This is a genomic window from uncultured Marivirga sp., from assembly GCF_963974845.1.
GTDB classification, from domain to species: domain Bacteria; phylum Bacteroidota; class Bacteroidia; order Cytophagales; family Cyclobacteriaceae; genus Marivirga; species Marivirga harenae.
In genome coordinates this window covers 444,919-463,195 of sequence record NZ_CAXBEQ010000001.1, presented here as the reverse complement: position 1 = coordinate 463,195, position 18,277 = coordinate 444,919, and the positions used below count along the sequence as shown (strand labels likewise).

Genomic DNA, 18,277 nt, shown 5'->3' with positions numbered 1-18,277 from the left:
GGTTTTATTTTAGCGGATTGTAAAGTTGAAAGTAGGAAGGAGGAAGTGCGCAGTTAGCTACGTTCAGAGGGTTTTACCAATAAAACATTTAAATAGCAAATGGTCAGCGGTTTCGGTCTGAAGGATATTCCATGAAATTGTTATTACCGATTAGACGGTTTTAATCTTCAAACCACAGAACATAAAGCCCTCTCCCTCTGCTAGCGAACTATCGTTACATCAAATCCCAAACGGAATTTTAATACCGCCAGCATTTTTAGTAAACCACAAAAGCGACAAAAGCATAAAGAAAAATTTGCTAAAGCAATTTTAGTTAAAACCATACTGGCCAATTGATTTGTCAAAACGGTCATAAGTAATCGTTTAAAATCCGCTATTCAGTCTGGCTGAAACTTTTGTTTTCTTTTGTCACTTTTGAGGTAAAATATGTTTAATGAATAGTTAAGTCACATGTATTAATCAAACCGAATGGCTTTAATTGGTTTCATACGGGCTATAAACCAAACAGGAAGAAAAAGTGAGATCAAGACCACTACCAGTACCAACAAATTCAAGCTTAAAATCATTTTGAAATCCCACAGGATAGGCACAAAACTCATATAATAATTTTCTTGATCTAGTGGGATGATTTGAAAGTAGTATTGCAAGGCAGCAAACCCTATCGCCACAAGATTACCATACAACAAGCCCTTAAAGGTCAAGCGTAAACCACTCATTAAAAAGATATTTCTTATTAGTTTATTCTTTGCACCCATAGATTTTAACATCCCAATCATAGGTGTTCTTTCCATGGTTAGAATAAAAATGACTGCAACCATATTAAAACAAGCCACAAACAGAATCAAAGCCAAAAACAAACGGACATTTTGATTTAACAATTCTAACCATTCAAAATACTGTGGATATTTTTTACTTGTTAGGTTTACAAATTGATCGGCTTCAATCTTATCAAACACAATAGATTCAGCTGCCTCTTCATCCAGTTTGTCATTAATATAGACTTCATAACTTCCCACTTGGTCTGAACCCCAATCATTCAATCTCTGAATCATCTTAATATCACCAATAATAATTTTTTCGTCAAAATCTTCCAGCCCTGTTTCATAAATACCCACAATTTCTAATTGCCTGTAGCGCGGTGGGTTTTGTACAAAATACATGATCACTTTTTCGCCCAATTCAATTCTTAATAATTGAGCAATTTCTTTACTAATGATTACTTCAGTGCTATAATTATCGACTGCCACATTGGGAAAGCGACCCTGAATTAGATTTGAATCAAAGTTTGTCGTATCATAATCCAACCCAATTCCTTTGAGTACTACGCCTTCAACTGCTTCTTCTGTCTTCAATAAACCTGCTTTATACGCAACTGCCTGTACATGCTCAATGAAATCGAATTCATTATGATGTTGAAAAAATTCAGTTTCCATTGAAATAGGCGACTCATCAAAGGAATTACTAAGCGTATATTTTGTGACTTGCATTTGTCCTGCAAAACTGAAAACCTTATCCTTTATGGTCTTCTGAAACCCTCCTAAAATAAGCAATGCAACCAGCATGATTGCCAATCCAATAGCTATGCTACTGATTGCAATCTTATAAATACTGCTGGAAAATTGACCAGTTTTAGAATTAATTGTACGTTTCGCTATAAAATCAGGTAGATTCAAGAATTAACTTTATTTTTGATTTATGATTCAAACTGCAAATTACAATTTCATTGGCAAACTCATTCCGCTTTGCGGTCTATTTTTTACGATTTTGGCAAATGCTTGCGTAGCACAGCAAAAATCGCCAATTCCAGCTGCTTATCAAACAACAGAATATCTAACATATTTGAAAGGGAAATCAGTAGGCATGGTGGTTAATCAAACCTCAACAATTGGTAAAACCCATTTGGTTGATACCTTGAGATCACATGGGATTAAGATCAAAACAGTTTTTGCTCCAGAACATGGTTTTCGTGGGGAAGCAGATGCAGGGGCAAGCGTGAAATCTGGAATGGATGAAAAAACTGGGCTCCCCATCATCTCTCTTTACGGGGCCAACAAAAAACCTACTAATGAGCAATTACAAGATTTAGATGTTATCATTTTTGATATTCAAGATGTGGGTGCTAGATTTTATACTTACATCAGCACAATGCACTACGTGATGGAAGCTTGTGCTGAAAATGATATCCCATTATTGATTTTGGATAGACCCAATCCCAACGGCATGCATGTGGACGGCCCCATTTTGGAAATGGAACATCAATCATTTGTAGGCATGCACCCAATTCCAATTTTACATGGTTTAACTGTAGGAGAGCTGGCACAAATGATCAATGGTGAAAAATGGCTCAAAAATGAATTGCAATGCAAATTGAAAATCATCAAAAATAAAAACTACAAGCACAATGATTCTTATTCACTCCCTATCAAACCATCGCCTAACCTTCCCAATGATTTAAGCATTGCGATCTATCCTTCACTTTGCCTTTTTGAAGGAACAGTAATTAGTGTGGGAAGAGGAACTGAAAAGCCGTTCCAGCAAATTGGGCATCCTACATTAAATGATTTTGAGCATACTTTCACGCCTGTAAGCATGCCGGGAAGCAGCGTTCACCCTCCATTTGAAGATCAGAAATGTTACGGAATTGATCTCGGAATCAAAGATTTTGAGGAAGGAATTTCTTTGAAATACTTAATTGAACTATATAGTGCATTTCCTGAAAAGGATAAATACTTCAACAATTTCTTGACCAAATTAGCAGGAACGGAATCTTTACGCCATCAGATTGAAGCAGGATTTTCCGAGGAAGAAATCAAAATGAGCTGGCAGGCTGGTTTGGAAGAATATAAGGAGATGAGGGCGAAATATTTGATGTATTAGACCACTTCATATCAAAAAAGGAGGAATTAGATAATGAGGGATGCAAGGTGAAGGGGGTGTTGGGTGAATCCCCAAATAGTACTAACCTTTGCTGTTTATCCATCGACACCAAGCATCACTTCCTTCCAAAAGAATCCTTAAAACAGGAAATCAAAAGTGTTTTCATGAAAGCTAACAACAATCATTATATCTTGATTCTAGGTTCCAGTATCTAGAATCTATACCAAAACCCTGACTTAAATCATATTAGCTCCTTATTAATCTCAGTACGGAATCCATACAATTGTGCGAATTTTGTGAAAAACAATTGGGAAGATGGAAGCGAAAATAACACCTCATCAGACTGGAAACATTCAAGCGAACGACTGGATTCCAGCTAAGTCATTTTACAGCTGTAAAAATGGAATATGTACTAGTTGCTTAGCAAAGCATGAAGATCGTAAACAATTAGTTTTACCGCTATCAAAATTAAAGGAACCCGATTTCAAAATAGATTTAGGTAACTTCTTGAAGAGCCTGGCCAAATTTGATAGACCCGTATTATTTTACCACAGAGACTACCCTATCATAGAACAAGCCTTAATCAAGTTTACAGGACATGAAAACTTCGAGAATTCTTTTAAAATAGTTAGACCCTTTTTGCCTAAAACCACAATTCCCGCTACCATTATTTCACCCTATGCCTTGAGTAAAAATAACCGATTAAAAGAACAAAAATTGGTCAGTTTGACAAAAAGATTTTTTGAACCTCTGGGATTTATTAAGCTACACCTTCACTCTGTTGCTGACTATCATGAGTATGCTGAAAGCGAAAAAGTAGGTTTGTTGATGTTGCCATTGAAGGACTTACCAGATTATGTTCAATATGCAATGCATTCAAAGGATATAAAAGATGTAATTCCAGCTATTTTTCAGCCTTGAGATTTATTAAATTATAAGTGAGCTCACAATTATAATTAATTCTATTTTTTTTTGCAATATATTTATTTTTTGATAGTTTTGAACTATTCAATTAATCAAAGTGATAACTTTGATTAAATATTTTACTAGTGAATATTTTAACCAAACCTATGAAGCGTATTGCACTTAATCCTTCCGGCCAAAGGTCTGTGTCCCAATTCTACTTCCACTTTGATTTAAATTTTTTGTTTTATTTAAAATTTAAATTATGAAAATGTTCAAAAAACAAATCGCAACTGCTATATTATTAGTTGCAGGTTTATTTTCCAGTAGTTATTTATTTTCTCAAAATGAAGACAAAACGCTAGACCCAAATGATTATGGTGGCATTTGTTGTGATAATTTTGGGAATGTATGTTGGCATCCTAATGGAATGGTATTTCTTGGTGCTAAATGGTATTCAGGCGGACCATACTGCCAATGAATTAGTCCTGCAGTGTGAATTTACACTGCAGTTTTTTTATAAACTAAATTACTCATGCTTAGAACTGCAATCTTTTCAGTAATAACTATCTTTCTTACTGCTTCCTGTCAAAAGAAAAGCTTAGATCAAAATTATCAAATCAGTAAATTCCGGAACAATAATATACAATACAAGACCTTAAAGAGCGAAAAATTTGTATATAATCAAATCCAAGTACCTCACAGCATCACAAAAGTAAACTCCAAAATAGTAGTAACAGAACTGGCAGGAGATACTTTAATAAGTGTTATTAATGCCGAAGACATGACTTTTGATCATAAATTTGGCAAAGAAGGTCAAGGTCCCGGTGAATTTTATAAAATTTGGAATTTATATCCGGCCTCGGAAGAAAATGAATTTTGGATTTATTGCCCTGAGACAAAGATTTCAACGCTTTATGATTTAAATGAAGGCAAAATCACAAAAACCTATAAACAGACTTCAGATGATGTGTTAGCTGTCCAATTTGCCCCTACTTACAGAAATTCATTTGTTGGGATAAAAGCTGATGGTTCTTATCAATTTGCAGAATTTTCTACGATGGGCAGAGAGATTGCCGGATTTAATACTTGGGATGGCTACGTTGAAAAATCCGAAGATATTCCTAAAAATGTAATTGCCTCTGTACATCAGGGGAAATTATATTCAAATCCTAGTCAGGATAAATTTGCTTTAGCTTGCATAAATAGAGATATGATTGAAGTCCTTGATTTAAAAGACTCAAGCATTTTATCTATTCGAGGGCCGGAAAATATCATCCCTGAATTTACGGTGGACTATTCTGCGGGATACCCAATGGCACTTACAGATAGAGAAACCGATGTTTATTGTTATTTTGATGCCTTCCTCAGTGAAAACTATATCTACGGGCTTTATTCTGGAGAAACTTCAATAAATGTAAATCAGTTTCACTCTGACATAGCTAAGATTATCTATAAATTTTCATACAAGGGTAAATTGATTGCCTCCTATAAATTGGATACTTCGATACAAAACATCCATATTGATGAAAAAGAATCCAAAATTTATGGCGTTACTACGGATAAAAATCCTGGAATAGCAGTTTTCAGCATGTGATTAAAGATTATTACAGGATTCAGCTCATCAGCTTTAGATCTATTGAATACTCAATTACCCTAATCCACCCTTTACGATTTAATATAATCTATATTCCGCATTAAACCACTGTATTTAGTACGCTTAACAGCTGATTTTCTAAATACTTCGTTGAAAACCTCTTGGGTCATTTCTTGCCAACCCTGTTTATCCATTTCTTTTAAGAGAGGATTTGGTTGAAATGCTTCTTCTTGGTGGGATTTCGAAAAACGGTTCCAAGGACAGACATCCTGGCAAATATCACAGCCGAAAACCCAATTCTCCATTTTACCGGAAAACTCAGTTGGTAAATCGTCTTTTAGTTCAATGGTTAAATATGAAATACATTTTGAGCCATCCACAACTCCATCTCCAACTATCGCATCCGTTGGACAAGCATCCACGCATTTGGTGCAGGTACCACAGTAGTCTTGCATTGACCCATCTTCTTCTAACTCCAAATCAATTATGAGCTCTGCGAGAAAGTAGAAACTACCTCTTTGTTTATTGAGTAATAAGCTGTTTTTGCCTAACCAGCCCAAGCCACTTTTTGCTGCCCATTGGCGTTCCATCACAGGAGCCGAATCCACAAAAATTCTTCCCCCAACCTCTCCTATTTCTTCTTGGATTCGCTTCATGAAATCTTTCAATTTGTCTTTTATAACAAAATGATAGTCTTTTCCATAAGCATATTTGGCAATTTTATAGGAATCGCTTTTGGCTAAGTCTTGTTTTGGATAGTAATTGTACATTAAAGACACCACTGATTTAGCGCCTTCTACCAGCTTTGTAGGATCAAGTCGTTTATCGAAGTGATTTTCCATGTAGTGCATTTTACCATGGTATCCTTTTTTGAGCCAATTTTCTAATTTGGGAGCTTCCTTTTCCAGAAATCCTGCTTTGGACACACCACAGAAATCAAAGCCTAAATCTGAGGCTATGGATTTAATTGTTTTAGTATTTTTTTCCTTTAAAGAGGCCATTAAGACATCAATCAAAAAGACTACCCATTTGAGCGGGAGGTACATTCCCTAAATGCTTATAAGCCAGTTCCGTAGCCTGCCTTCCTCTTGCCGTTCTTTTCAGATAGCCTTCTTTGATTAAAAAAGGTTCATATACTTCCTCAATAGTGTCGGCTTCCTCTCCTACTGCTGTGGCTATGGTCCCCAAGCCAACTGGACCTCCTTTGAACTTTTCAATAATGGTGGTCAGAATTCTATTATCCATTTCATCCAGCCCATGCTGATCTACATCCAATGCATTCAAGGCAATTTCTGCAATTGATTTCGTGATGGTTCCATCCCCTTTTATCTCAGCAAAATCACGAGTTCTTCTTAAAAGTGTATTGGCGATTCTTGGAGTTCCTCTACTTCTTCTCGCTATTTCGTAAGCAGCATCATCCTCCATTGGCGTATTTAAAATAGCTGCAGAACGCTTTAATATTTTCTTTAATAATTCTGCATCATAATATTCTAAACGGGCATTGATCCCGAACCTTGCCCTTAATGGAGATGTCAGTAAGCCAGAACGAGTGGTAGCACCAATCAAAGTAAAAGGACTTAAACTGATTTGCACGGAACGGGCATTGGGGCCGCTATCCAACATAATATCAATTCTGAAATCTTCCATTGCAGAATAAAGGTATTCCTCCACTACCGCGTTGAGTCGATGGATTTCGTCAATAAATAAAACATCTCCTTCTTCTAAATTGGTTAACAAACCTGCTAAGTCTCCTGGTTTGTCCAAAACCGGACCTGAAGTGATCTTTAAATTAGAATCTAATTCATTTGCTATGATATGAGAAAGGGTAGTTTTTCCTAGTCCGGGAGGTCCGTGCAGTAGCACGTGATCTAAAGGCTCAGACCTTTTTTTAGCCGCCATCACAAAGACTTGAATATTATCAACAGTCTTTTGCTGGCCGGTAAAGTCACCAAAAGAAAGGGGACGAAGGGCTTTTTCAAACTCTCTTTCTTCCGGATTCAAATGTTCCTCATCTCCTGTTAGGAAATCTTCTCTCATATCAACTGATTATTTGCGGCAAGTTAATCAAAAAATGAGGATTTTGAAGGGATATTAATTCTTGACTTTTGTGATAATACGGATCTTAGGCCAATGGCTATAGTTCTCGCCTTGAATCCAAACAAAAAATGACCTGCTAACGACAGGTCATTTAAAGGTTGATAGTCTACCAGTTCTTATTCTTTTTTGAGATATATTTCAACTACACCATTTTTGGCTTTTTCTCCATATTTTTTAGTTGCTTTTTTATCTTTCAACACAACTATATGATCAATATTATTTGGTTCAATGTCCTTTGGTTTATAACCTAATTTTTTTAGATCTCCATCGATCACAAACAAAATTGATTCATTATTAAAATTAAGAACATCTAAAACATTTCCCCTGTCGAAATCCATTTGTACTTCACCAGGAAAATCACCTTCATTCGTTTTATATCTGATGTCAATCACTATCGTTTCACTCTCGCTTAGCACTTCCCCAACTTGATCTCCTACAATTTCACTTGTAAGAATATCGATCTCTGCATTTTTAGCATCCTTGGAAGGCATCACTATTTTGATATTTTTTATTTGTCTAACACCTAAAGCATTTTCAATACTGATATCTTTCTCGATTAATTTTCCGTCAATTTTCACTTTGACATCAGAATTTCCGTTCGAATCAAATTTCTGAAGTAGTTTTTTCAAAATCTCTAAATTACTTGTGTCTTGTGTGTAATCGTTCTGACTATGAAATTGCAGTTCAACCGGCCCAGGTATAATAATTTCAGATAAATCGGCAGCCATTTTCTGAGCTTTTGCAATGACATTAGAATTTCTTAAAGCATTTTGACTGAATGAATCAGTTGCTGCCTCTTCCACTTTATCCTTTGTCGAATCAAAATTCTTAGCAGGTTTGAATGTGAAAAACTCAGTGGAACGGTCGAAAACATACGTATTATGATGTTCATTTTCCTTAGCCCAATCTTCTCTATCATAAGTTTCAAAGTATTTTCTTGTGAAAAAATGATAAGACGCATTCTCATCGATCTCAAACATGGTAGCGATTTGATTTTCTCCAAAGGGCAGACGATCATTTAAAGTTTGAAGTTCTTCATCGAGGTACAATTTCACTTTAGCATTCTCTGTTTTTGCAATTAAAGTGTTTTGTGTCATTTCTAAAACCACTCCTAATCGACTATTTTCTGACTTAAACAGCACAGCTTCACTTGATTCTGTCAAGTGTTCGGAATCTACCGTATTCTCCATTAGTTCCGTTTTGTTGACTAATTTTGATGCTCCAATCGGCTCTTCTAATTTATAAAAAGTGAAGCTCATTAGAAATGAAATAATCATCAAAAGGCTTAAAAATGGCTTTAAACCTATATTATTCTCTGGTTTCTGTTCAAAAATTCTCATAATTCTCATTTTAAGGTTAGATTGTTTACTGGAAAAAGGAATAACATAGTTCAAGCTTTGTCTATAGCTCTCCATATTGAGCAAGGCATGTGCATAAACTTTCTTATCAATTATTTGAGTGACTTGGTCATCACATCTGTTTTCTCTTTCTTTTCGAATATTTTTTGCCAGCCACCACATGACTGGGTGATAAAAGAATATCACCTCAAAAGTCATGGTCATAATATTGACCAAATAGTCTCTGTATTTTATGTGATACAATTCATGTAATAGAACTGCTTCTATTTGCTCAGGGGGAATGCTAGTGAAAAATCCAACTGGCAAAACAATTATTGGCTTCAAGAATCCAAATGTGAAAGCTGAGTTTATTCGATGGCTTTCAAATACTTTGACATTATTGTTAATTTGAAATTTTTCAAGTTGCTGAATTATAAAATAATTCCAACTTTCAGGAACACTGCTTTGGGAAGAAACTATTAAGCCGCGGGTATAAAAATAGCCTCCCATCATTTTGATACTAAAAACCAATACCCCTATCAACCAAAATATACCAAGAGATTTAAATAAAAACTCCATATTGAAAGCCTCAGATTCTTTACGATTGGTCATACTTTGATTTTCAGGAATTTCAAAAACCACAGCATCAGCATTGAAATCAGGAGCAGTTTGGCTCACTTTCGTATTAATTGGAATTGGTTTCTTCTGAAGGGAGTTATTTTGGAAATATAAAGTGCCGGCAATATTCAGAAAAAAGAAGAAAATTACCGCAACAATACTTTTGTGGTAACGATCAGTAGATGATTGATTTGAGAATATGGAATCGAAAGCTTTTACAATCAGAAAAATCAGTAATCCGCTCAATAAGCTGACGGCCACCCAAACACCCAATAATTGAATAATGGAACTTTGAAATAAACTCATCATTTTATACCTCCTTTTTCCTTTTGTTCAATCCACTGTTTTAATTCCCGCAACTCTTCTTGAGTGGTTTCTTGGTTTCCCAACAAATGCATCATCATTTCTTTTGCAGAACCTTTAAATAATGTTTCTGATAATTTATTGAATATAGAGTTCTTAATAGATTGCTCGTCAAGCTCAGAAAAATATATAAAAAGCTTACCTTCTTTTTTTCTGCTTAGCATTCCTTTATCCTGCATTCGTTGCATTTGCTTCAAAGTGGTAGTATAGCCAACTTGCTTTCTTGCTTCCAGTTTTTCGTGAATTTCACTGACTGTTAAACCTGGTTTTTCCCACAATTCTTGCAAAATTTCTAGTTCTGCCTCGGATGGTTTTTGCTTGATTTTATTCATCTGATCAATAATTTAAAGGCAATCAAACGACAACTGTCGTAATATCCAAATTTTTACACGACAAATGTCGTAATTATAAATAATATTTTCTCAAGTCTTAGTCACTTTCTTAATCATTATTCGTAGACAGCCTTACTGCAGTACTTGCTGCAACACAATAGAAAATGAAAACCACAAATCAAAAAATCATTTCTCCTCCTGATGAGGACGAAGTGAACTGGCCCGTAGTAATTGGGATAATTGCTACAATGGCCTTTATAGTATTGCTTCTCAATTTTGCGTAGTTAAAAGAAGGCGGCACTTTCACACCGCCTTCTTTTATTGCCTTCTCAGTCCTATAATACTCATTAATCATTCTTCTTTTAAATTGAAACAATTATATTGTCATAAACATGAAGCAAAAGGAAGAATTTTTACATCAAGGGAGCAGCTTTTGGGGTAGACATCAGAACTATCTTTCCGAGTTCGTATACGGTGGGATTGATGGCAGTATTACGACATTTGCAGTAGTTGCAGGTGCTATAGGCGCAGGACTAGATAATGCTGTAATTATCATTCTTGGCTTTGCTAATTTATTTGCAGACGGATTTTCCATGTCAATAGGAGCCTATATGTCAGCAAAATCAGAGAAACAACATTTCAGAAAGCAAAAAGCAATTGAGTATTGGGAAGTGGAAAATTTACCAGATACAGAACGTGAGGAGATAAGAGAAATTTATATTGAAAAAGGATTTGAAGAGCCTTTGCTAAGTCAAGTGGTCGAAGTCATTACAAAAGATAAAGACAGATGGGTAGATGTTATGATGAAAGATGAACTTGGCCTAATAGAGGATAATAAATCCCCTTTTCAAACGGGATTGTTCACCTTCATTTCCTTCGTAGCTATTGGATTAATTCCTTTGTTGGTTTTTGTTGCTGATTACCTCAATATTGAGGTAGCTCATAAATTTCTTTGGTCTAGTATTCTTACAGGAATTGGCTTTATTATCATAGGTTTTCTTAAATCTAAAGTAACCAATAATTCAATAATAAAGGGGATTTCAGAAACTTTGCTTTTAGGCAGTTTAGCAGCAATAGTAGCCTATTTTGTAGGGGACTTTTTGGAGCATCTAATAAAGTAAAGGATACTAGACAAATCTATCCCCTTTTTCAGCTTTCACAGCGTTAACTATTTCCTTGATTTCTTTTTCAGCATTCTTCCTGCATATCAAGAGAACTCCATCTTGTTCTGCAACCAGAAAATCATGTAGATCTTGAATAACCACTAAATCACTTCTATCGGTGGTTACAAAATTACCAGTGGCGTTAAAGCTCATCACGTTTTTAGGAGTGGCATTATCCTGTTCATCTTTTTCACGAATTTCATGCAAACTTTCCCAATTCCCTAAATCAGACCATCCGATGTCAGCTAAGAGCACAAATACGTTTTCCGCTTTCTCCATTATACCAAAATCAATCGATATATTTACACATTGGGTATACGCCTTTTTTACAAATAGATTTTCGTTGGTTCCAAAATACTGACCATCTCCATCAGAAAAAATTTCAGCCAAGTCGGGCAAGAAAGTCTCATAAGCTTGAAGAATGCTTTTGGCCGACCAAATGAAGATTCCTGCATTCCAGACGAAATCCCCACTTTCAATAAATTTTTGAGCCAATCCAATTTCAGGTTTCTCGGTAAATGTTTTTACTTTCTTGATAGTCGCTGAGTCTGGTATGTATTGAATATATCCATAGCCAGTTTCAGGCCTGTTAGGATGCATGCCTAAAGTAATCAATTGATCATTTTTAGAAGCGCTATCCAGTGCTACCGCAATAGATTGATGAAAAATATCCTCCTTCAAAATTAAATGGTCTGCTGGAGCAATCACCATGGATGCATCTGGGTTCTGGCTTGCAATTTTGTGAGCAGCATAAGCAATACAAGGTGCAGTATTTCTTTTGTAGGGTTCTAACAACAATTGTTGGGTTCCGATGTCACTAATTTGTTCGTGGATTAAGTCCTCGTATTCCTTATTGGTAACTATATAAATATTTTCTTTAGGAAATTTAGCCAAAAATCTTTCATAGGTCATTTGAAGTAAAGATTTCCCGACTCCTAATAAATCATGGAATTGTTTGGGTTTTCTGGAAGTGCTCACTGGCCAAAGACGTGTTCCTGTCCCTCCAGCCATGATGATCACATAATGATTTTTATTCATAAGTTTTATGGTTCTGAGCAAGGTAAAGAATGCTCATAATAAAAAAATAAAAGATTTTTTAGGTTGGTACATTTAACGCCCCCATCAATACAAATGTTATACTGCATTTTCTGAAGTCCCAAAAGTGCAAAAATAAAACCTTATTGTAAAATGAATTTAGTTCAGCAAATAAACATTCAATCCAAAATTGCGAAAAATATGATTTAAGAGAAATAAAGCATTTTCAATAATATTCTTACACTCGACACATTATATATTAAAGATAATAAGGCAATGTTTTTAATATTTTTTATTAAATTCAAAGTATCTCATGAATAGCTGTTAAATTTGACATGAGATTCAATGAATATATAATAATTAAGCAATTTGTGCTAAAGAAATGATAGAAGAGCAAGAAGCTACTTTAAAAGAAAAATTAAAAGAGATATTTGGATACAATCAATTCAGGGGAAATCAAGAATTGATAATGCAAAATCTAATAAATGGTAAAAACACTTTTGTGATTATGCCAACTGGAGCAGGGAAATCACTCTGTTACCAACTACCTGCTATTTCCCAAGAGGGAACCGCCTTAGTAGTATCGCCACTAATTGCATTAATGAAAAATCAGGTAGACACCTTAGTCGCATTAGGGGTAAATGCTGCCTTTCTAAATTCCACCCTTACCAAGACAGAAATAAAGAGGGTGAAGAAAGAAGTGATGAACGGAGACTTAAAACTTCTCTATGTTGCTCCTGAATCTTTAACTAAAGAGGAAAATGTTGAATTTCTAAAGCAAGCTAACATCTCTTTTGCTGCCATTGATGAGGCTCACTGTATTTCTGAATGGGGCCATGACTTTAGGCCAGAATACAGAAAAATAAAGGCAATCTTACAGCAAATATCAAATATCCCAATAATTGCTCTGACGGCAACGGCCACTCCAAAAGTACAACTTGATATTCAAAAAAACTTGAATATGGAAGAGGCCAATGTATTTAAGTCCTCTTTTAACAGGGAAAACCTCTATTATGAAGTGAGGCCTAAGAATCAGGCCAAAAAGCAGTTAATCCGTTTTCTTAACGATCGGAAAGGCAAATGCGGGGTTATTTATTGCTTAAGCAGAAAAAAAGTGGAAGAAATTGCAGAATTCCTGAATGTTAACGGGTTTAATGCTGCTCCTTATCATGCTGGTTTAGAAAGTGCTACCCGTATGAAAAACCAAGATGATTTCTTGAATGAAGATGTAGATATCATTGTGGCTACTATTGCTTTCGGTATGGGCATTGATAAACCGGATGTTCGCTTTGTGATTCATTACGACACTCCAAAATCTGTAGAAGGATACTATCAGGAAACGGGCAGGGCAGGCCGAGATGGATTAGTCGGTGATTGCTTAATGTTCTACAGCTACAACGATATTCTTAAACTTGAAAAATTTAATAAGGATAAGCCTGTAACAGAAAAAGAAAATGCCAAACTCTTGTTGGAAGAGATGTCTTCCTATGCAGAGTCATCTGTATGCAGACGGAAACAACTACTGCATTACTTTGGAGAGGAATTTAGTGACTATTGTGGTAAATGTGATAACTGTATACACCCGAAGGAAAAATTTGAAGCAAAAGAGGAAATGACTACTGTTTTAAAAACAGTAAAATTAACCAAGCAAAGATTTGGTATCAATCATTTAGTAAATGTAATCAGAGGTTCTAAAGATCAATATGTAAGTAGTTACGATCATGACAAATTGGACGTACACGGAGTTGGTGCTGATCAAGATCCTGAATTCTGGAAGTCGGTAATTCGGCAAACAATGCTTTATGGATATTTATCCAAAGACATCGAAAATATTGGGGTATTGAAAATAAATAAAGCAGGAGAAGACTTCTTAAAGAACCCAACTGATGTTCAATTTACAGTTAATCATGTTTATACTGATGATGGCGATGAAGATCAAATTGAAAAAGAATCAGTTTCGGCTAAGGCCTTTGATGAAACACTCTACGCTCAATTAAAAGCGCTTAGAAAAAAAGTCGCTAAATCAAAAAATCTTCCACCATATGTGATCTTCCAAGATCCGTCTTTAGAGGAAATGGCTACCACGTACCCCACTACCAATGAGGAAATGGCAGCCGTAAATGGCGTTGGTCTAGGAAAAGTTCGGAAGTTCGGAAAACCGTTTATGGACTTGATTAAGGAATATGTTGATGAAAATGATATTATCACAGCTGCGGATGTTATGGTAAAATCATCTGTCAACAAATCCAAAATGAAGATTTTCATCATTCAGCAAGTCGATAAAAAAATTGACTTGGAGGAAATAGCTGAAATGAAGGATATTTCTTTTGAAGAACTGATTGATGAAATTGAACATATTTGTTATTCAGGAACCACTTTGAACTTAAATTATTACTTAAATCAGATAATCGATGATGAAAAGCAAGAGGAAATTATGGACTATTTTCTTTCTGCAGAATCTGACAGTATTGATGAAGCATTGGATGAATTTGAAGATGAATTCAGTGAAGAAGATTTAAGGCTCATGCGTATTAAGTTTTTATCTACTTATGCAAACTAAAAACAATTGATTTATCCAAAGACTGTCCATCATCTGTCTAGAATTGATATTATGGAGCTAAGAGTGGACATAACTGAATTTTCTAACGAATGAGAAAATGATAGACAAAATTTAATCATAATTGTCCCGTAGCCACGGGATAGAATAAGTAAAATCAAATCGAATAAATGAATATACTAATACTGGGCTCTGGAGGAAGAGAGTATGTTTTTACGGAAAAAATTGCTGAAAGTAAAGATTGTCAAAAACTTTATGTCGCTCCTGGAAATGCAGGTACAGCCACTATAGCTGAAAATGTAAATTTAAACCCAACTGATTTCAAAGGAATAGCTGATTTTAGCTTAACTAAAAAGATTGATATGATTGTGGTCGGACCTGAAGCTCCATTGGTGGCAGGCATCAGGGACTATTTTGAAGCTGAATCAGATTTAAAGAAAATCCAAATTATAGGACCCGGAAAAGCTGGAGCAGAATTAGAAGGTAGCAAGGAATTCGCAAAGAGTTTTATGCACAGACACAATATTCCGACAGCAGCTTATGCCACTTTCGAAAAACCGACATTATCTGAAGGAATTTCGTATTTACAGACTTTAAATCCACCGTACGTACTGAAAGCTGATGGCTTAGCTGGTGGTAAAGGGGTTGTTATATGTGATAATTTACAGACTGCAGAGCAATCACTTACTGAAATGCTCCAAGATGAAAAATTTGGTGAAGCCAGTAAAAAAGTGGTAATTGAAGAATTCTTACTGGGAATTGAACTTTCTGTCTTCGTATTAACTGATGGGGAAAACTACAAGATTTTACCTGCAGCAAAAGATTACAAAAGAATTGGAGAAGGTGATACAGGATTAAACACAGGTGGAATGGGGGCAGTTTCGCCAGTAAAATTTGCGGATGCAAATTTCATGGACAAAGTAGAGTCCAAAATAATCCAACCCACTATTGATGGTCTGAAAAAAGATAGCATAGACTATCAGGGGTTTATTTTTATCGGATTGATGAATGTTGGTGGGGAGCCTTACGTGATAGAATATAATGTAAGAATGGGAGACCCTGAAACACAGGCGGTTTTGCCGAGATTAAAAAGTGATTTACTATCCATATTTACGAGTATGAATGACAAAAATTTGGATCAGGCTTCATTTGAAATTAGTGATAATACTGCTGCAACTGTAGTGCTTGTGGCAGGAGGCTATCCTGAAAGCTATGAAAAGGGCAAAGTGATTAAAGGACTAAAGGATGTAACGAATGCAAAAGTCTATCATGCTGGAACTTCTACCAAAGAAAATGAGATCGTTACATCAGGGGGTAGAGTTTTAGCCATAACGGGAATTGGTGATAATTTAGAAATTGCATTAAAAAATGCATATGCTGGCGCAAATAAAGTGTGTTGGGATGATATTTATTACAGAAAAGACATTGGTCAAGATTTATTGGCTTTAGACGGTCTATGACCAAATTAATTAAAAGAAAACTCAATCCTGCTTCAGCTAACGTCTGATTAGTATTTAGATAAAATTCACAATAAATGTGAAAATATAAAATGCAAAGGCGGTTGAGAAATCTTACAGAATAATAATCAAATGAATATTCCTCTATATTTCTTTTGAGGGCATGTATTCATTTAAATTTAACTGATAATGCTACTCTGAAAAGTAGCTTAAAATAAAGTATATTATGGGATGCTCATCATGTGGTACTAAAAATAAGGAAGGCGCCACAACAGGTTGTCAAAATAACGGGGGTTGTAGTACAGGTGGATGCAACAAAATGAATGCTTTCGACTGGCTATCCAATATGGATTTCCCCAACTACGATAATTTTGATATTGTAGAAATCAAATTTAAGGGAGGTAGAAAAGAGTTTTTTAGAAATATACATAATCTTGATTTAACCACTGGAGATGCTGTTGTAGTAGATGTACCAAATGGTCATCATATTGGTTATGTTTCCTTGCAAGGGGAACTGGTACGCTTGCAAATGCAAAAACGAAAGGTCAAAAATGATGATGAAATCAAAGCCATATACCGCATTTCAACAGAAAAAGATTTAGAAAAATGGTACGAAGTGCAGAACAGGGAATTACCTACTATGTACAGAGCCAGAGAGGTGATTCAAGAGTACAAATTGAAAATGAAATTATCCGATGTTGAATTTCAAGCGGATAACTCTAAAGCTACATTTTTCTACTCAGCGGAGGAAAGAGTTGATTTCAGGGAATTAATCAAAAAACTAGCGGGGGAATTTAAGATAAGAGTAGAGATGCGCCAAATCTCCCTGCGGCAAGAGGCTGGTAGACTAGGCGGTATTGGAAGCTGCGGACGTGAATTGTGCTGTAGCACATGGCTTACAGACTTTAAAAGCGTTTCTACAAGTGCTGCACGATACCAAAATCTATCATTGAATCCGAGTAAACTTTCAGGACAGTGCGGTAGATTAAAATGTTGCCTTAATTATGAATTGGATACCTACATGGAAGCACTAAGTGGAATTCCTGAGGTTGAAAAACCACTTCAAACCAAGAAAGGGGCACTGGCTTTACAAAAAACTGATATCTTCCGAAAAATTATGTGGTTTAGCTATTCGGAAGACAATATATGGCATCCTGTAAAAGTGGATAGAGTAGCAGAAATAATTGCGCTTAATAAGCAGGGAGAAAAGCCTGATACGCTGATGGAAGACGTTTTAGAAATTGAGGATTCCGTTCAAATTAATAGTGATTTAATTAAGCTTGACCGTAAATTTTCGAAGCCTAAAAAGAAAAAGAAAAAAAGCGGCAAATTTAAATCCAGTAATGTAAAGGCCAGCAATGACGCAAAATCAGGAGATAAAGAAAAACCACAAGTAAACTACAAAAAAAATAAAGGAAAGAGAAGGTTTAATAAAAACAAGAACACTCCAAATAATAATAAAAAAGATTAATGAAGGTATTTTATAGTATTTTAGGACTGGCATTCCTATTGTTTTCTTGTACAGAAGAGCGCTATTACGAGGATAATCATGATTTCACAGACCGAATTTGGAATATGGAGGAAAGCGCTGAATTCAAATTCAAAATAGATTCAATTGAACTGCCCTACCAGATCAAATTGAACGTACGTAACACTATGGATTACTCCTACAGAAATCTATATGTAAAATATGAAATATTAGATTCGACAACTGTAATCGAAGAAAAATTACTGAACATAGATTTATTTGAATCAAAAAGCGGCAAGCCATTTGGTGAGAGGCAAAGCGAAATATATTCACATCAATTAATTCTGGAGGACTCCGTATATTTTGCTGACAAGGGAACCTTTACTATCGGTCTTAAGCAGTATATGAGAGAAAAAGAATTGGAGGGTGTTGTTTCTATTGGAGTTAGAATTGAGCAATTAAAGTGATACTAA

The 18,277-nt window shown here is 35.4% G+C and carries 16 protein-coding genes; 9 read left to right on the top strand and 7 right to left on the bottom strand.

Annotated elements, in window-relative coordinates; translation table 11 throughout:
• Positions 1 to 455 precede the first annotated feature (455 nt).
• Positions 456 to 1,673 carry an FtsX-like permease family protein gene (locus AAC601_RS02040; RefSeq protein WP_303267972.1) on the bottom strand — a complete coding sequence of 406 codons (1,218 nt, stop codon included), beginning with the start codon at positions 1,671 to 1,673 and terminating at the stop codon, positions 456 to 458.
• 22 nt (positions 1,674 to 1,695) lie between these two features.
• Here AAC601_RS02040 and AAC601_RS02035 point away from each other — a divergent pair, with 22 nt between their 5' ends.
• From AAC601_RS02035 to AAC601_RS02020, 4 genes are all read left to right on the top strand, one after another.
• The gene (locus tag AAC601_RS02035) at positions 1,696 to 2,877 is read left to right on the top strand and encodes a DUF1343 domain-containing protein (protein WP_340152328.1); all 1,182 of its coding nucleotides are present in this window, start codon (positions 1,696 to 1,698) and stop codon (positions 2,875 to 2,877) included.
• Positions 2,878 to 3,192: 315 nt separating this feature from the next.
• Positions 3,193 to 3,798, top strand: a complete 606-nt coding sequence (locus AAC601_RS02030; RefSeq protein ID WP_303267971.1) for a hypothetical protein — start codon at positions 3,193 to 3,195, stop codon at positions 3,796 to 3,798.
• 247 nt (positions 3,799 to 4,045) lie between these two features.
• Entirely contained in the window at positions 4,046 to 4,261 is a 216-nt protein-coding gene (locus AAC601_RS02025) for a hypothetical protein (protein ID WP_340152327.1), read from the top strand.
• A 54-nt stretch (positions 4,262 to 4,315) separates the two neighbouring features.
• Entirely contained in the window at positions 4,316 to 5,377 is a 1,062-nt protein-coding gene (locus tag AAC601_RS02020) for a BF3164 family lipoprotein (protein WP_340152326.1), read from the top strand.
• Positions 5,378 to 5,448: 71 nt separating this feature from the next.
• Here the strand turns inward: AAC601_RS02020 and queG are convergent, their stop codons facing one another.
• From queG to AAC601_RS01995, 5 genes are all read right to left on the bottom strand, one after another.
• Positions 5,449 to 6,378 carry a tRNA epoxyqueuosine(34) reductase QueG gene (gene queG, locus AAC601_RS02015; RefSeq protein ID WP_340152585.1) on the bottom strand — a complete coding sequence of 310 codons (930 nt, stop codon included), beginning with the start codon at positions 6,376 to 6,378 and terminating at the stop codon, positions 5,449 to 5,451.
• A gap of 7 nt (positions 6,379 to 6,385) precedes the next feature.
• Positions 6,386 to 7,414, bottom strand: coding sequence for a Holliday junction branch migration DNA helicase RuvB (gene ruvB / locus AAC601_RS02010; protein ID WP_303267970.1), 1,029 nt, complete (start codon positions 7,412 to 7,414; stop codon positions 6,386 to 6,388).
• A gap of 176 nt (positions 7,415 to 7,590) precedes the next feature.
• Positions 7,591 to 9,738, bottom strand: a complete 2,148-nt coding sequence (locus AAC601_RS02005; RefSeq protein ID WP_340152325.1) for a M56 family metallopeptidase — start codon at positions 9,736 to 9,738, stop codon at positions 7,591 to 7,593.
• A complete protein-coding gene (locus tag AAC601_RS02000) occupies positions 9,735 to 10,124 on the bottom strand; it encodes a BlaI/MecI/CopY family transcriptional regulator (RefSeq protein WP_303267968.1) in 390 nt (129 codons plus the stop codon). Before AAC601_RS02000 ends, AAC601_RS02005 begins: the two co-directional genes overlap by 4 nt.
• A 178-nt stretch (positions 10,125 to 10,302) precedes the next feature.
• Positions 10,303 to 10,479: a hypothetical protein gene (locus tag AAC601_RS01995; protein WP_340152324.1), complete on the bottom strand. Its 177-nt coding sequence runs from the start codon at positions 10,477 to 10,479 to the stop codon at positions 10,303 to 10,305.
• A gap of 37 nt (positions 10,480 to 10,516) precedes the next feature.
• Here AAC601_RS01995 and AAC601_RS01990 point away from each other — a divergent pair, with 37 nt between their 5' ends.
• On the top strand, positions 10,517 to 11,245 hold the full coding sequence (locus tag AAC601_RS01990) for a VIT1/CCC1 transporter family protein (protein WP_303267967.1): 729 nt from the start codon (positions 10,517 to 10,519) through the stop codon (positions 11,243 to 11,245).
• Between the two features lie 6 nt (positions 11,246 to 11,251).
• On the opposite strand, the gene AAC601_RS01985 is transcribed toward AAC601_RS01990, so the two are convergent.
• On the bottom strand, positions 11,252 to 12,325 hold the full coding sequence (locus AAC601_RS01985) for a mannose-1-phosphate guanylyltransferase (protein ID WP_340152323.1): 1,074 nt from the start codon (positions 12,323 to 12,325) through the stop codon (positions 11,252 to 11,254).
• 379 nt (positions 12,326 to 12,704) lie between these two features.
• Here AAC601_RS01985 and recQ point away from each other — a divergent pair, with 379 nt between their 5' ends.
• From recQ to AAC601_RS01965, 4 genes are all read left to right on the top strand, one after another.
• On the top strand, positions 12,705 to 14,882 hold the full coding sequence (gene recQ / locus AAC601_RS01980; protein ID WP_303267965.1) for a DNA helicase RecQ: 2,178 nt from the start codon (positions 12,705 to 12,707) through the stop codon (positions 14,880 to 14,882).
• A gap of 167 nt (positions 14,883 to 15,049) precedes the next feature.
• Positions 15,050 to 16,339: a phosphoribosylamine--glycine ligase gene (purD, locus tag AAC601_RS01975; RefSeq protein ID WP_340152322.1), complete on the top strand. Its 1,290-nt coding sequence runs from the start codon at positions 15,050 to 15,052 to the stop codon at positions 16,337 to 16,339.
• Between the two features lie 316 nt (positions 16,340 to 16,655).
• The gene (gene ricT / locus AAC601_RS01970; protein ID WP_340152584.1) at positions 16,656 to 17,807 is read left to right on the top strand and encodes a regulatory iron-sulfur-containing complex subunit RicT; all 1,152 of its coding nucleotides are present in this window, start codon (positions 16,656 to 16,658) and stop codon (positions 17,805 to 17,807) included.
• Positions 17,807 to 18,271, top strand: coding sequence for a gliding motility lipoprotein GldH (locus AAC601_RS01965; RefSeq protein WP_340152321.1), 465 nt, complete (start codon positions 17,807 to 17,809; stop codon positions 18,269 to 18,271). The genes ricT and AAC601_RS01965 overlap by 1 nt, the downstream gene beginning before the upstream one ends.
• Positions 18,272 to 18,277 lie beyond the last annotated feature (6 nt).